This window comes from Pseudooceanicola pacificus (assembly GCF_009789075.1).
In the GTDB taxonomy this organism is placed as follows: Bacteria; Pseudomonadota; Alphaproteobacteria; order Rhodobacterales; family Rhodobacteraceae; genus Pseudooceanicola; species Pseudooceanicola pacificus.
The window spans coordinates 1-14,941 of record NZ_WNXQ01000007.1 but is presented as its reverse complement, the minus strand read 5'-3'; the positions used below and the strand labels follow the sequence as shown (position 1 = coordinate 14,941).

15 protein-coding genes and 1 tRNA gene are annotated in these 14,941 nt (G+C 67.3%); 2 read left to right on the top strand and 14 right to left on the bottom strand.

Features of this window, described 5'->3' with window-relative positions; genetic code table 11:
• Positions 1–196: 196 nt before the first annotated feature.
• From GLS40_RS12435 to GLS40_RS12390, 10 genes are all read right to left on the bottom strand, one after another.
• A complete protein-coding gene (locus GLS40_RS12435; RefSeq protein WP_160383059.1) occupies positions 197–817 on the bottom strand; it encodes a TetR/AcrR family transcriptional regulator in 621 nt (206 codons plus the stop codon).
• Positions 810–1,679 (bottom strand): polyphosphate kinase 2, encoded by an 870-nt coding sequence (gene ppk2 / locus GLS40_RS12430; RefSeq protein ID WP_160383058.1) that lies wholly within the window; start codon positions 1,677–1,679, stop codon positions 810–812. Before ppk2 ends, GLS40_RS12435 begins: the two co-directional genes overlap by 8 nt.
• 108 nt (positions 1,680–1,787) lie before the next feature.
• Entirely contained in the window at positions 1,788–2,738 is a 951-nt protein-coding gene (locus tag GLS40_RS12425) for an alpha/beta fold hydrolase (protein ID WP_328598898.1), read from the bottom strand.
• Positions 2,731–3,663: a homoserine O-succinyltransferase gene (locus GLS40_RS12420; protein ID WP_160383056.1), complete on the bottom strand. Its 933-nt coding sequence runs from the start codon at positions 3,661–3,663 to the stop codon at positions 2,731–2,733. Before GLS40_RS12420 ends, GLS40_RS12425 begins: the two co-directional genes overlap by 8 nt.
• Before the next feature lie 51 nt (positions 3,664–3,714).
• A complete protein-coding gene (locus tag GLS40_RS12415; protein ID WP_160383055.1) occupies positions 3,715–4,572 on the bottom strand; it encodes an ATPase in 858 nt (285 codons plus the stop codon).
• A gap of 51 nt (positions 4,573–4,623) precedes the next feature.
• A complete protein-coding gene (locus GLS40_RS12410; protein WP_160383054.1) occupies positions 4,624–5,547 on the bottom strand; it encodes a DMT family transporter in 924 nt (307 codons plus the stop codon).
• A gap of 51 nt (positions 5,548–5,598) precedes the next feature.
• Entirely contained in the window at positions 5,599–6,471 is an 873-nt protein-coding gene (locus tag GLS40_RS12405) for a DMT family transporter (protein ID WP_160383053.1), read from the bottom strand.
• Between the two features lie 54 nt (positions 6,472–6,525).
• Positions 6,526–7,050 carry a DUF1697 domain-containing protein gene (locus tag GLS40_RS12400; RefSeq protein WP_160383052.1) on the bottom strand — a complete coding sequence of 175 codons (525 nt, stop codon included), beginning with the start codon at positions 7,048–7,050 and terminating at the stop codon, positions 6,526–6,528.
• Positions 7,047–8,312 carry a cation:proton antiporter gene (locus GLS40_RS12395; RefSeq protein WP_160383051.1) on the bottom strand — a complete coding sequence of 422 codons (1,266 nt, stop codon included), beginning with the start codon at positions 8,310–8,312 and terminating at the stop codon, positions 7,047–7,049. Before GLS40_RS12395 ends, GLS40_RS12400 begins: the two co-directional genes overlap by 4 nt.
• Positions 8,313–8,656: 344 nt before the next feature.
• Positions 8,657–9,355, bottom strand: coding sequence for an endonuclease/exonuclease/phosphatase family protein (locus tag GLS40_RS12390; RefSeq protein ID WP_160383050.1), 699 nt, complete (start codon positions 9,353–9,355; stop codon positions 8,657–8,659).
• Positions 9,356–9,392: 37 nt separating this feature from the next.
• On the opposite strand from GLS40_RS12390, the gene GLS40_RS12385 reads away from it, so the two are divergent.
• Together GLS40_RS12385 and GLS40_RS12380 are read left to right on the top strand one after the other, a co-directional pair.
• Positions 9,393–10,028, top strand: a complete 636-nt coding sequence (locus tag GLS40_RS12385; protein ID WP_160383049.1) for a hypothetical protein — start codon at positions 9,393–9,395, stop codon at positions 10,026–10,028.
• Positions 10,029–10,068: 40 nt separating this feature from the next.
• On the top strand, positions 10,069–10,941 hold the full coding sequence (locus tag GLS40_RS12380) for a DMT family transporter (protein WP_235905905.1): 873 nt from the start codon (positions 10,069–10,071) through the stop codon (positions 10,939–10,941).
• A 130-nt stretch (positions 10,942–11,071) separates the two neighbouring features.
• Here the strand turns inward: GLS40_RS12380 and GLS40_RS12375 are convergent.
• The 4 genes from GLS40_RS12375 to GLS40_RS12360 all read right to left on the bottom strand — a co-directional run.
• Positions 11,072–11,146, bottom strand: a tRNA-Gly gene (locus tag GLS40_RS12375).
• A gap of 105 nt (positions 11,147–11,251) precedes the next feature.
• Positions 11,252–12,562 carry a type IV secretory system conjugative DNA transfer family protein gene (locus tag GLS40_RS12370; RefSeq protein ID WP_235905911.1) on the bottom strand — a complete coding sequence of 437 codons (1,311 nt, stop codon included), beginning with the start codon at positions 12,560–12,562 and terminating at the stop codon, positions 11,252–11,254.
• A 453-nt stretch (positions 12,563–13,015) separates the two neighbouring features.
• The gene (locus GLS40_RS12365) at positions 13,016–13,789 is read right to left on the bottom strand and encodes a thermonuclease family protein (RefSeq protein WP_160383046.1); all 774 of its coding nucleotides are present in this window, start codon (positions 13,787–13,789) and stop codon (positions 13,016–13,018) included.
• Positions 13,790–13,982: 193 nt separating this feature from the next.
• Positions 13,983–14,941, bottom strand: a 959-nt coding sequence (locus GLS40_RS12360) for a biotin/lipoyl-containing protein (RefSeq protein WP_160383045.1), incomplete at its 5' end; no start/stop codon positions are given.

The window sequence follows — 14,941 nt, the reverse complement described above, 5'->3', positions numbered from 1 at the left end:
GGGCCGCCAGTCTGGCGGCCCTTTTTCATTTGGCGGCGACGGGTTCCGCTCCAAGGGTCCCGGCATTCGGGCCGGCGGCACTGTCCGGGGCCCGGGCACCGGCGTCCCGGGGCGAGTGGCACACAGGTCCACCAGGCCCTCCGCCGCCTGTGCGGCAGCGCGAGCTTAGCCGCCGGTCGGACCCGGAGGGATCGCCTCAAGTGTCCGGATTGATCAGCCCCAGCCCGCGCAGGTAGATCCCGATCCCGCTTTCCAGCAGGTCCTCGGGCGGAAAGGGCGACTGCGCGCCGGGGGAATTGCGCGCGAACAGCTCGACCACCCCGTGCGACAGCGCCCAGATATGGGCCGAGAACATCGAGGCCGGCGGCCGTTTCTCGGGCGGGATATGCTGCGAGAGCTCTCCGGCGGCGCGTTCCAGCACGTCCCAGGCCCGGCGGGCGACCTTGGCAAGCTCGGGCGTGCGGTTGACCGACACGCCGCTTTCGAACATCGCGATGTAATGGCCCGGGTACTTGCGCGCAAAGGCAAGATAGGCGCGGCCCGTCGCCTCGAAAGCCGCCAGAGCCGAGGGCTGCCCCTTGTCATAGGCATATTGCATCAGGTCGGCGAAGATCTCGTAGCCCTGGCGCGCCGCCTCGGCGATCAGGTCCTCGCGTCCGTCGAAATGGCGGTAGACGGCGGCGGGGGTCACACCGGCCTGCTTGGCCGCCTCGGACAGGGTAAAGCCGGTCGGGCCCTTCTGCTCGATCAGTTCCAGCGCCGCCTCGACCAGCGCCTGACGCAGGTTGCCGTGGTGATAGCCGCGTTTCTTATGCATCCCAGATGTCCGGCCCGCCCGCGATCTGGGGATCGGGCTTGCCGATGGCCTTGAGGTCGCGGAAGTCGTAATCGACATTCAGCAGAACCTGCCGGATCGCGGCCAGCCGGGCGCGGCGCTTGTCGTCCGAGCGGATCACCGTCCAGGGCGCGGCATAGCTGTCGGACCGGTCCAGCGTCTCCTTGATCGCGGCGGAATAGTCATCCCACTTCTTCAGCCCCTCGACGTCGATCCACGAGAGTTTCCAGTGTTTCAGCGGATCCTGTTCGCGGTCGAGGAAGCGGCGCAGCTGTTCGGCCTGCCCGACGTTCAGCCAGAACTTGAACAGGTGGATGCCCTCGTCGACCAGCATCTTCTCGAAGGTGGGGACCTGGTCGAAGAACTGTTCGCGCTGCTCGGGCGTGCAGAAGCCGAAGACATGTTCGACCACGCCCCGGTTGTACCACGAGCGGTCGAAGAACACGATTTCCCCCGCCGAGGGCAGGTGCTGGATGTAGCGCTGGAAATACCATTGCCCGGCCTCGGTATCCGAGGGCTTGGGCAGGGCGACGACCCGCGCGCCACGGGGGTTCAGGTTCTCGCGGAAGCGCTTGATCGTGCCGCCCTTGCCGGCGGCGTCGCGGCCTTCGAAGATGCAGGCGATGCGGGCGCCCGTCTCCTTGGTCCAGGACTGCAGCTTGACCAGTTCGATCTGCAGCGCCCTCAGCTCCTTGTCATAGGCCTTGCCGTTCATCCGCTCGGAATAGGGGTAGTCCGGGGTGATCACGTCATCCTTGTCGGCGCGGTTGATCGCGTTGCGGATCCCCTCTGGTGCCTTGGTCTTGTGAAAGTCGCTGATCGCACCGTCGAAGGGCAGGGACATAGGGAACTCCTTGTGTTCCGCTGAACTTAAGGTCCCCGGAAGGCGGGGGGAAGCCCCGTGCGGCTGTGACGGGGCGCGATTTGCGAAACCGGGCGCCGGTTCGGGCGGCTAGTCTTCCGCCCTCTCCGCCGCGCGGTCGATGGCGGCGACGACTGCATCCTCGGCGACGTGGTGGGGCATGTGGCCGATGCCGGGCAGCGGGGTGAAATGCACGCGGTCGGGGAAGTCGCGGGCCAGCCGTTCGGAATGGATGTCGATATAGACGGTGTCATCCGCCGTGCCGTGCAGGCTTTCCACCGGGACGGCGATGCGGTCGTAGTGCCGCGACATCTCGACGATCTGCGGTTTCAGGATCGCCCGCTGGCGCGCATTGGCCAGCAGCGAGGCGCGGCGCAGGGTCAGCCCGGCGCCGATGCGATCGGCATAGCCCTTGGGCGCGGATTGCGGGGCAAAGACGGACTCGATCTCGGATTTCACATAGCTTTGCGGCACCCAGGCGGTGATCAGCGTCGCCACCACCGGGCCCCAGACCGGATGCGACAGCGCGCTGTAATAGCCGCCCAACCCGCCGGGCCATTCGTGGCTGGGCGCCGAGACCAGCACCAGGGCCGACAGCGCCTGCGGATGTTCCACCGCCCAGGCCAGCGCCACCGCGCCGCCCAGGCTCTGACCCATCACGATGGGCCGGTCGGCCCCCAGCTGCGCGGCGGCCCGGGTCAGCAGGTCGACCTGCTGCGACAGGGTTTCGCCGGTGTCGTTCAGGCTGTCCGTGTACCCCAGCCCCGGCCGGTCGAAGACGATGACGCGGTAGCGCTCCGCCAGCCTTGGGGCCAGGGAAAAGGTCATGTCGCGGGTGTTGCCCGAAGAGCCGTGGATCAGCACCAGATCCGGGCCCTGGCCCATCACCACCGCATGGACCTGCACGCCGCCGACGTCGATCAGCTGCCCCTCGGGCGGGAACTCGGCCTCGGCCTGCGCCTCGCGCCGGGCGGCCCGCCAGAGGGTGGCGGCCGCGAAGAGCGCCAGGAGTAGGACGACGATGACCAGTGCCCTAAGCACCGTCCGTCCCGATCTTGTCGATGTCGAAAGGGGTCGTCTGGTAGATCTGGTTGATCCAGTTGCCGTAGAGCAGATGCGCATGGCTGCGCCAGCGGTTCTGCGGGCGGGCGTTCGGATCGTCGCCGGGGTAATAGTTCACCGGCACGCCGATGGCGGTGCCTGCGTCCATGTCGCGGTCGTATTCCTGCTTCAGCGTATCGCTGTCGTATTCGAAATGGTTGAAGATATAGAGCCCGCGGTTCGCCTCGTCCTCGACCAGGCAGGGGCCGGTGACAGGGCTGGAGAGCAGGGTCGTCAGCCCCGGGGCCTTGTCGATATCCTCTTGCCGGATCTCGGTCCAGCGGGACACCGGGATCAGGCAGGCATCGGAAAACCCGCGCAGGAAGGGCGAGGTCGTGTCCTCGCAATACTGCTCGTAACAGCCGAACAGCTTGGACGGCAGCAGGTGCTTGGGCACGCCGTGGAAGTGATGGATCATCGCCATGCCGCCCCAGCAGACGCCAAAGGTGGAATGCACATTGGTGCGCGTCCAGTCAAAGACGCGTTCCATCTCTTCCCAATAGGTGACGTCCTCGAACTCCAGATGCTCGATCGGGGCGCCGGTGATGATCAGCCCGTCGAACTTCTCGCCCGTGTGCTCGATCTCCGAGAACGGGCGGTAGAAGCTTTCCATATGCTCGGCGGCGGTGTTCTTGGTCTGATGCTCGGTCATGCGGATCAGCTGAAAGTCGATCTGCAGCGGCGTCGCGCCGATCAGCCGGGCAAACTGGTTCTCGGTCTGGATCTTCTTGGGCATCAGGTTCAGCAGGCCGATCCTGAGCGGACGGATGTCCTGCAGCGCCGCATCGTCTTCCGACATGACCATCACACCCTCGCGCGTGAGCACGTCGAAGGCGGGAAGATCGGAGGGAATCTTGATGGGCATTGGACCAGGCCTTTGCGGGTTGATGCGGGTCGGGCGGAAGATAGCGATTGTTCAGCGGGCCTCAAGAGCCTGCGCTATGACCTCTTCGAAGTCGGCGGCGGACCTGATGCGGGCGATTTCGTCCGCCTCCACGGTGATGCCGCGCCGGGCCATCGCCGCATAGCGCGGCTGCCGGTGGGCCAGGGCCCGGGCATAGGTCCAGCGGACAAAGGCGTCGGGGTCGATGGTGTCGGGCGTCTCGCCGGTTTCGCGCTGGTAGGTGGCCCAGGCATCGGTCAGGAACTCGGGCTGGTAATACATCGGCTTGGGCGCGCGGTCGAAGCGGCGGATCAGCTCGTCGGTATGGGCATCGTCGCCCCGGATCCAGACCAGCAGAGCGGTCTCTTCCAGCGTGGCCAGCAGCGGGTCTTCGGGGTCGTCCGGGTTCACCACCTCGCAGATCGAGCCGCCGCTGTCGCAGACGAAATGCGGATAGCCGTAGAGCTTGAACGCCCGGTTGGCGAAGCGCGGCGTGTCGGACAGGGCGTTGACCTCGGCCTCGCGGTGCTGCGACTGGCGCAGCATGTATTCGTCGAACTCCAGCCCGCCCTTGGCCGTGTCGCCGGGTTTGCCCAGATAGGTCGACAGCGGGGACAGGTTGTTGAAGGTGATGTTGGACCCGATGTAGATCGAATCCGTCATCAGCAGGTTGCGCAGAAAGGGCACCTGCATCGCGTGTTTCTTGGCATTGTCGGCGATGTGCTCGCCCATGTAGCGGGTGCCGATGCGGTAATCGATCGAGTAATGGAACCACGCCCCGTCATCGCGCAGCAGGTTCGACACATGGGTTTTTCCCAGCCCTGACATGCCGAACAGCAGCACCTTCCTGCGTTCGGCATCGCGCCATTCACCGGCCGTTTCGTAGATCATCCTGCCCGCCTTGCTTGCCCGGTCCCGTGTTAGGGACTGCCCCGGGCAGGGTCAAACGGTATCGCGCCGCCGCGGCTTCAGCAGCCGCAGGATCCGCCCGTCCAGGATCGCCAGCCCGCAGGCGATGATCACGAAACCGGCGTATTGCCGGGGATACAGCGTTTCGCCAAGAACCACCGCGCCCAGCAGGATCGCGACGGGGGCGACCAGCAGGGTGACCAGCATCAGGTTGCCGCTGCCGGCCTTGGCGAGGATGGAGTAGTAGAGCAGGAAGGCCCCCGACGTGGCGATCAGCGAATAATACCCGATGGCCAGCCAGGTTGCCGGTGCCAGCGCCAGGGTGACCGGACCTTCGATCATCCAGACCAGCGGGATCATCACCAGGGTCGACATCGTCAGCATTCCGGCCGCCGCGACCTGCGGCTGCAGATGCGACAGCCGCGCCCTGGCCCAGCTACCGGCGCAGCCATAGCAAAAGGCCGCGCCGATGCAGGCCAGCTGCGCCAGCGAGCGCAGGTCGAGCTCTTTCAGCGTGCCCAGCCCCATGGCCGTGGCCACGCCAAAGATGCCGAAGCCGACGCCAGCCGCCTTGCGCACCGTCAGCTTTTCGTCGGCAAAGACCAGCGCCGCGATCAGCACCCCGAAGGCCGCCGTCGAGGCGTTGAAGATCGACACCAGCCCGCTTTCGATATGGGTCTGTCCCCAGGTCAGCAGGCAGAAGGGCAGCACGTTGTTCAGCACGCCCATCACCAGGAACCTGCCCCAGGTCGCCCTGTCGCGCGGCACCTTCAGCCCCATGGCCAGGGCCACGGCCCAGAGCAGCAGCATCGCCCAGAAGGTGCGATGCAGCACCGCGGTGAAGGGGCCGATCTCGCGCAGCGCGATCGAGATCGACAGGAAGGAGCAGCCCCAGATCAGGCCCAACAGCAGAATTTGGCCCCATGCCGCGGTTGATATGGACTTCTGTTCGCTCATGAGGTCACGAGATACCTTTCCGCGCAGCCGGGCAATCCGGAACCTGTGCATTCACGCACGTGTCTCGGACCAGATGTTCAGGTAGTTGCCGCCAAAGATCACCAGCGCCCCGGCCAGCACCCAGATATCCAGCGGTTCGGCATAAAACAGCGCGCCGACCACGGCGATCAGCGGCAGGCGGGCAAAGTCGATGGGCATCACCACCGTGGCGGGGGCAAAGGTCAGCGCCGTGGTCAGGCAGTAATGCGCCAGCAGGCCCGCGCAGCCGATCAGCATCAGCCAGGGCAGGCTGGCCGGCGAGGGCAGGGCGATGTCCCCGTCGAACCCCGCGCAGATCAGCCCCATGCCAAGCTGCAGGGTGGTCAGCCAGAACAGGATCGACCCGGTCGCCTCGGTCCGGGTCAGCCGCTTGGTGATCACGTAGTTCAGGGCAAAGCAGATCGCCGCGGCGGCGGCTGCCAGCAGGCCGGGGCTGATCTCTTGCGCGCCGGGTCGGGCGACCATCAGCACCCCGGCAAAGCCGAGCAGCGCCGCCAGCCAGCGCATCACCGTCATCCGTTCGCCCAGCATCAGCGGCGACAGCACCACCACCCAGATCGGCGCACTGAATTCCAGCGCAAAGACCTGGGCCAGCGGGATCGTCATCACCGCCAGCAGCCACAGGTTCTGCCCGGTGAAATGCGCCAGGTTGCGGGCGAAATGCAGCGGCATCTTGCGGACCCGCACCACGTGCCAGCGGCCGCGCAGGGTCAGCACCACGACCACGATCAGCACCCCGACCGCGCTGCGATAGGTCATGATTTCAAAGGTGTCGAGTTCGAAGCTGACCGCCCGCGCCGCCACCGCCATGGCGATGAAAGAGCCGACCGCGCCGCTCATCCAGACGACGGCGCTCAAGACGTCCGCCCGGCTCGTTCCGCTCATTTCACTTCCTCCGCCGCGTCCTTGTCCTCTGCCCGGGCGGAAGGTGCAAGGGGGTCAGAGCATGTCGCGGACCCTGCGCACGGTGTTGAGGTTGCGCACCGTCACCGGGCGTCCCACGGCGCGGTCCAGCTGGCCGTTCAGCCTGGACCTGCCGATCCCGTTCGGGGTGTAAAGGTAGAGGGCGCGGGCATCGGCCTGCACCTCCTCGCCATTGGTGCAGCAGCGGGCCAGGCGCTCTGCCGCATCCGCCTGCGCCGCGCCGGAGAAAAAGGCGAAATGCACCTGGTTGCCCGCGCCGGTCGCCGCCCAGGGATGGGCGCCGATCGCGGCATCCAGCGCCGCGGCGTCCCGCACCGCAACCGCGGTCTCCAGCCCGAAACGCTGCGTCAGCACGCCCTCGGCCCAGCGGGCCAGGCTGTCGGGATCATCGGCCGCATGCGCCAGCACGACATTGCCGCTCTGGATATATGTCGCCACGTCGCGGGCTCCCTCGGCCTCCAGCGCCGCGCGCAGCTCGGCCATCGCCAGCCTGCCGGTGCCGCCCACATTCACCGCCCGCAGGAAGAGCGCCCATCTCATACCAGGTCCGGTTCCCGTCCCACCCGGTTGGCGAGGCCCGCCACCGTCAGCCCCTGCACGATGATCGAGAAGATCACCACGAAATAGGTTGCCGTCAGGATCAGCGGTTTCCATTCGCCCTCGGGCAGGGCCAGCGCCAGGGCGACCGATATGCCGCCCTTGAGGCCGCCCCAGGTCATGATCGGGATCGTGCCCCGCGCGAACCCCCGGAAGGGGCGCAGCATCAGCACCGGCACCGCCACCGCCGTCAGCCGTGCGACCAGCGCCAGCAGGATCGCGGCCAGCCCGGCGACGACAAAGCCGGTCTCGAAGGTCACGGCAAAGACCTCGACCCCGATCAGCAGGAACAGCACCGCGTTCAGGATCTCGTCGATCAGCTGCCAGAAGGCGTCGACATATTTGCGGGTCGTCTCGCTCATCCCGTAGCGCGCGCCGACATCGCCGATCAGCAGGCCTGCGCAGACCGCCATGATCGGGGCCGAGACATGCAGCGCCACCGCCAGCTCATAGCCGCCAAAGGCCAGCGCCAGGGTGATCAGCACCTCCAGCGAATGGTCGTCGATCAGCCGCATCACCCGAAAGGTCAACCAGCCCAGCACCACACCCAGGAGCGCGCCGCCGCCCGCCTCGGTGAGGAAGAGCCAGGCCGCCTTGCCCGCCTCCGAGCCGCCGTGATCCGCCCCGCCATGCCCGGCGGCGGCCGGAAAGGCCAGGCCCACCAGAAGCAGGTAGACCACATAGCCCACGCCGTCGTTGAACAGGCTTTCGCCGGCGATCTTGGTTTCGAGGTCGCGGCGCAGGTTCGCCTCGCGCAGCACGCCCAGCACCGCCACCGGATCGGTGGGCGAGATCAGCGCGCCAAAGACCAGCGCCACCAGCAGCGGCATCCCGGTGAGCCACGAAAACCCAATGCCCACCACGGCGGTCGACAGCGCAACACCGATGGTGGCCATCAGGAAGACCGCCCCCCACTGCGCCCTGAGGTCCGAAACCTTCACATGCAGCGCCCCGGCAAAGAGCAGCAGGCCCAGCATCCCCTCCAGCAGCGTGTCCGAGAAGTCGATCCCCTCGACGATGTCGCGCACCTGCTGCGCGATGGAAATGGCCGGAATCGCCTGGTCCACCACCAGCACCCCGATCGAGGCCAGCAGCGCCACGACAAGGATCCCGATGGCCGAGGGCAGTTTCAGGAACAGGTAGTTCACCGCCCCGAACACGGCGGCCAGGACAATCAGCAGCGAGGCGATCTGCAGGATGTTCATGGTGCCCTTCCTTTGCGCCGCCCCGTTCGTAGCATGTGACGGTGTCACCGCAATGCCGCTGATCCGGCTGGCCCGCAAGCCTTGGCCGCAGGACGCGGACGGGCGCGCCCGTCACGGCTGCGCCCCCGGGTGCGTTTGCGCGGACTGGCGCGGCTGTTGTCCTCGCCGCGCTGCCGCCCCGGATGGACATGCTGGCGAACGCTACCACGAAAACCCCGGGGCCGGGGCATTTGTCATGCTTCCGGTCCGTGGGGTGGTGCCCGGGCCGGTGCGGTCCTGGCGCAGGAACGCCGCATCGCCCGGGACGGGGGCGGAGAGGGAGGGGCTGACCGAGGGGCGCCCTGTCAGGCGGGCCGGACCTCCGTCCAGACGGGCAGGTGGTCCGAGGCGATGCGCGCGGGTTGCGCGCGGTGGGTGCGGGGCGGTTCGGCGATCAGCTCGGGGCTGATGGCAAAGCGGTCCAGCTCTCCCAGCGGGCGCGGGGCGGGGTAGCTGGCGACGCCGGGCAGCAGGCGGTAAGGGCCGAGCTGTGCCTGCAGGGGCGCCGGATCGCCCCATTCGTTGAAATCCCCGCAGATCACCGTGGGCATCGGGTCCAGCAGCGCAAGGGCCCGCCGGATGGCCGCCAGCTGCAACAGGCGATAGCGCCGGATCAGCCCCAGATGCGCGCCCACCACGCGGACCGGCCCGATGGCGGTGTCGAGGTCGGCCCGCACCGCGCCGCGCGGCTCCAGCCCCGGCAGCTCGATATGGCCGGCGTCGCTGACGCCCACCGGCCCGCGCAGCAGGATGGCATTGCCGTGCCAGCCGAGCGAGCCGGAAGGCTCGCCAAAATCCACCACGCGCCAGCCCTCGGCCTCGGCCATGCCGTGGGGCAGGGCGGCGGGACGGGGCGGCATGCGCTTGTCGGCCTCCTGCAGCACCGCGACGTCGGGCGCGAGGTCGGAGAGCACGGACAGGCTGCGCCCGGGGCGGCGCCTGAGGTCCAGCCCGACACATTTCTGCAGGTTGTAGGTTGCGATCTTGAGCCCGGGTGATTTCATACACTCTCGATACGGCCATCGGGGGACCAAAGTCACCATGCTTGCAAAACAGTCCCTCGTCACACGTGTGATCTGGCTGCTTCTGACCCTTGTCGCCGCCTATTCGGTGATCGAATGGCGCCTGTCGCTGACCTTTGTGGCGCTGCTGACGCTGGGCCTGTCGATGGCGCCCGTCTATGTCGCCCGCTGGGCCGAGATCGAGGTGCCGAATGCCTTTGTCGCCGCCATCGTCATGTTCGTGGGCGGCACGCTGTTTCTGGGCGAGGTTCTGGATTTCTACAACCGCTTCTGGTGGTGGGACATCGCGATGCACGGCGGCTCGGCCGTGGGATTCGGGCTGATCGGTTTCGTGCTCGTCTTCATGATGTTCCAGGGCGACCGCTATGCCGCGCCGCCCTTTGCCGTGGCCTTCTTCGCCTTCTGCTTCGCCCTCGCCATCGGCGCGATGTGGGAGATATTCGAGTTCACGATGGACCAGACCTTTGGCCTGAACATGCAGAAATCCGGCCTTGTCGACACGATGGGCGACCTGATCGTGGACACCATCGGCGCGCTGATCGGCGCGGCCTCGGGCTGGGCCTGGCTGAAGAAGCGGAACCTGGGCCTGCTGACCACGGTGATCGCGGCCTTCGTTCACAGAAACCCGCGCTTTTTCAGTCGCTTCCGAAAATAGCCCCTTGACGCCCCGGCGGCGCTGACCCCTCATGCGCGCCATGAGGAGGAGCCATCTCGACGCCACCGGCGCCGCCCTGCTGATCGTGTTCACACTGATCCTGGGCGTCAATCAGGTCGTCATGAAACTCACGGCCACGGGCCTGTCCCCCCTGTTTCAGGCGGGGCTGCGTTCGGTTGGCGCGGCCATCTGCGTGGGGGCCTGGGTCCGGTGGCGGGGCATCGCCTTTCCGCTGGATCGCGGCATCGTCATATCCGGCATCGTGCTGGGCGCGATCTTCACGCTGGAATTCGGCGCGCTCTACCTGGCGATCGACATGTCCACGGTCTCGCGCGTGTCGATCATCTTCTACTCGATGCCCGTCCACATGAGCATCGCGGCCCATTTCCTGCTGCCGGGCGAACGGCTGAACCGGACGCGGATGCTGGGCCTCGTGCTGGCCATGGCGGGGGTGGTGGTGGTCATGATCGACCGCAACGCGGCGCAGGCCAGCCTGGCCGGGGACCTGCTGGCGCTGGTCGCGGCGCTTGGCTGGGCCTCGATCCCGCTGATGCTGCGGCTGACGCCGCTGTCGCGCATCCCGGCGGAAAGCGCGCAACTGTGGCAGGTGATGGCCTCGGCGCCCATGCTGCTGCTGCTGGCGCCGCTTTTCGGGCCGCTGGTGCGCGACTTCGGGCCGGAACACGTGGCCTATATGGCCTATCAGATCGTGGTGGTCGCGAGTTTCGCCTTCCTGATGTGGTTCGTGCTGCTGCGGATCTACCCGGCCTCCAGCGTGGCAAGCTTCGGCTTCCTGACGCCGATCTTTTCCGTGCTGATGGCCTGGGTCGTGCTGGGCGAGACGCTGCACTGGAACGTGCTGGTCAGCCTGGTTCTGGTGGCCGCGGGTCTGGTTCTGATCAACCGGCGCTAGGCCGCCTTGCCCGTCCGCAGGGCCTTGCCTCAAGGGATCGTCCAGCCCGTACGGCGGCGGGGCACAAGGCCCCGGCCGGCCCGGGTCTGGTATGACCCGTGCTCTAAGCCACCGGAATGTCTGAGAAAATTGGAGCGGGCGAAGAGATTCGAACTCTCGACCCTTACCTTGGCAAGGTAATGCTCTACCCCTGAGCTACGCCCGCGTCCTTGGGTGAGAGAGCATGTATAAATAACCGCCCGGGGCTGCAAGTGGAAAATTGCGGGCTTCGCGGAAAAAATCCGCAAAGCCCGCGGACCGCCGGCGCGGGTCAGCGCCGGGGCCGGTCCCGGCGGGTGGGTCCCCCCGCCAGTTTCTGCAGATCGGGGTCGCTCAGCCAGGACCGCGCGATCAGGATTTCGGGCTCGCGCCCCCACATCGAGGCGACGAAGCGCCCCGGGCCGGTGGCCATCAGCGCCTCGGGGCTGAAGGTGCCGATCAGCTGCGCGACCTCGGTCGCCGCCAGGAAATGCGGCGGCTGCAGGACCGAGATCAGCCCGGCATTGTCGGTCAGCACCCGGTGGGCATCCGGATAGGCCTGTTCCAGCTGATGCATGGTCTGCACCGCCGTCACCGCCCGGATGCCATAGCCGCGCCCCATGCTATAGGCCGTTTCCAGCGAGGGGATGCGCCCGACCGCGCCGGCCTCGTCCACCACGACCAGCGCCGGGGTCTCGGGGATCTCGGCCCGCTCCATCAGCGCCTTGAGGATCATCTCGAACCACAGGCGCAGCAGGGGGCCATAGGCGGCCACCGCCTTGGGCGGCAGGGCGATGTAGATCGCATAGTCCGATCTGTCGGCCAGGCGCGTCAGGTCGATGTCCGAGGGGCCGATCACCCGCCGCACCGCCGACTGGGCAAACAGGCGCATGGCCGTCTGGGCGGTGGTCGCGATGCAGCCCCGCGTGACCTCGGGCGTCTGCAGGAACGAGCCGAAAGCCTGATGGATCGACTCCGGCAGATCGGGATTGTCATCCAGCGCCTCGGCCACCGAGCGCACGAAGTTGGGGCCGTTCAGCATGTCGTGCCAGGCCGTGACCGCGCCCTCGCTCAACCTGGAATTGTTCAGCGCGGCGTAGTGCAGACCGGCCGCGTTCAGCCTGTTGGCACTGTGGTCCCAGAACGGTTCGCGCGACAGCATGCTGCCCGGGTTCAGCGCCTCGGCCAGGATCAGCGCCTGGTCCGAAGGGTCATGAGAGCGCATGATGGACTGCCCCGGATCCAGCCGGCTGGTCTTCATGTCGTCGACCACGCCGAAGGGGTCGATCAGATAGATATCGTGCCCCCGGATCGCGCGCGACAGGGCGGTGCGGCGGTAGAGTTCACCCTTGACGTCCAGCGCCACGACCGGCCCGTCGTGTTCCAGGATCAGCGGGATGATGCGGCCCACCGTCTTGCCGCTGCCGGTTGGCCCGATCACGATCTCATGGGCATCTCCGGGGCAGCGGACGGGCTCTCCCCGCTCGCTGCCCCACTCGTCGGAGCCCTGTTTTTCAAGGCCTCCCCGGCGAGCCCGGCCAACGCCCCCCGCGTCGTGGCCGGCTGATCGAAAGCCCGGGCCAGCCCGTCTGTCACCCGGCATCCGATAGCCGATGACAACAGGTTTGCGGCCCAGGAAATTATCCTGGTTTCCCATCGTATCCTCGTTAGTGTTGTCCTTGACGCTCCCCGCAGCGCCACCCCACGCGACGTGGCCATCCCCCGATGCGCCACCCGTGACAGACTCCCCTCTGGCGCCGTTTTGCGCAATCCTTGACAGCCCAGTAATTCCGGTCAGACGGCCAAGTGCCTTGGCCCCGCAGGGAAAAAAGCCGCTGCCCGGAAATCGGGCGAATCGCGAGGACGAAGGCGTATGGTCACATGCGCCTGGGTATGGTTTGGCCTAAGCCTGCCGGGGGAAAGGGAAAGTGCCGGATTGGCTATGACCGGTGTCCGGATCTCCTTTAGCGGGAATTTGCCGGCGCCCCGGGAATCGGGGCTGGCGGCGATTCCCCGGGCGGGGGTCGGCGCAGTGTTGCCGGCGGCGGACCCGGGGTCAGACCCGGGCCTTGCGCCAGCCGGCGCGGCGCGCCTCGTCCTCGCTGCAGAACCAGCGTTCGCCCTTGAGGCGCGAAATCTGCGTCTCGCCGTAGTAGCGCTGGCCCGGCAGGTGATAGATCCGTTCGCCATCGCGTGCGATGTTGCCCTTGATCCTGCAGTCGCCCGGCGTGGTGTCGGACACCGGCAGCGCCTGTGCCGGCTGGCCACCGCTCGACAGCCGGCGGTAATCCCAGGGCATCTGCGGATTGGCCTGGGACCAGATCCCGCGTTTCGCGGCGCGGGCCGTGCGCTCCTGCGGCAGGTATTCCCTGGAATATCTCACGAAGGCCACGGCATCGCCGCTCGCCACCAGCTGCGCGCCCAGGTCCTGGCCGTCGACGGCGCAATGGGCCAGCAGGCGGCCGTAGCGGTCGTGCCGGGTGCCGTCGCAGGTCACCGGCCCGCTGGCCAGCAGGGCGGCCAGGGCCAGGGTCGCGTCGCGGCCGCAGGCCCGGCTGCCACAGGTCTGCGCGGCCTCGGGGGCGTCGATATTCAGCAGGCGCACGGTTGTCGCACCCAGCCGCAGGGTGTCGCCGTCGATGGCCCGGCCGTGATCGGCGGTGCGCGACAGTTCGGCGGGGCCGATCAGCGCGCCGGACAGGCTGCCTTCGGAGACCAGCGTCGCCGCACCAAGCGCGCCACCTGCAAGAATGGCCGTGACGGTCCAGAGCTTGAGGCTGCGCAACGGGCTGCGGCGTTTCGGTTTGCGAAAAGGATCTACCTTGCCCATCTTGGCCTCACGACTTGTTAAGCTTTGTTAACAGGTTGTGCGGCAAAGGTGGCGTGATTTGGACGTTCGGGCGCAGCGAAACGGGCGCTTCGGTGACAATTTGCCGAAAGATTGACTGGCTTTCGGCGGTGCGCCGCGGATGGGGTCCGCGGCGCAGGGATTGGGCTTGCCCCGGCAGGAACCGGGCACCGCGTCAGTCCGCGACGAATTCCACCAGCAGGTCCTTGGCGTCGATCTGGGCGCCTGCGGTGACATGCACGGCGGCGATCCTGCCGTCGCGGTCGGCGTGCAGGCCGGTTTCCATCTTCATCGCCTCGATGGTCAGCAGCAGGTCGCCCTCCTTGACCTCGCCCCCGGCGGCCACGGCGAGCGAGGCGACGACCCCCGGCATCGGCGCCGCCACATGGCTGGCATTTGTCGGATCGGCCTTGGGCCGGGCGGCGCTGGCGCCGGTGGCCTTGCGGTCGGGGACGCGGATCACGCGGGGCTGGCCGTTGAGTTCGAAGAACACCCGCACGTCGCCGTCATCCTGGGTGTCGCCCACGGTGATCAGGCGGATTTCCAGCGTCTTGCCCGGGTCGATCTCGGCGGTGATCTCCTCGCCCGGTTCCATCCCGTAAAAGAAGGTCAGCGTCGGCAGGGTCCGCACGGGGCCGTAGATCGCGTGGCGCTTGCCGTAGTCCTCGAAGACCTTGGGATACATCAGGTAGCTGTTCAGATCCTCGTCGTCGATCTCGGCCCCGTCCAGCTTGGCGCTGATCTCGCTCCGCAAGGCCTCGAAATCGGCGGGGGGCAGGTGCTTGCCGGGGCGGTCGGTGTTGGGCTTCTCGCCCTTGAGCGCCTTCTTCACGATGGCCTCGGGGAACCCGCCCGGGGGCTGGCCCAGATTGCCGCGCATCATGTCGATGACCGAGTCGGGGAAGCTCACGTCCTTGGCCGGGTTCTCGACATCGGCCCGGGTCAGGCCCTGGCTGACCATCATCAGCGCCATGTCCCCCACGACCTTGGACGAAGGCGTCACCTTCACGATATCGCCGAACATCTGGTTCACCTCGGCATAGGTCTGGGCGACCTGGTGCCAGCGTTCCTCCAGCCCCATGGAGCGCGCCTGCGCCTTGAGGTTGGTGAACTGCCCGCCCGGCATCTCGTGCA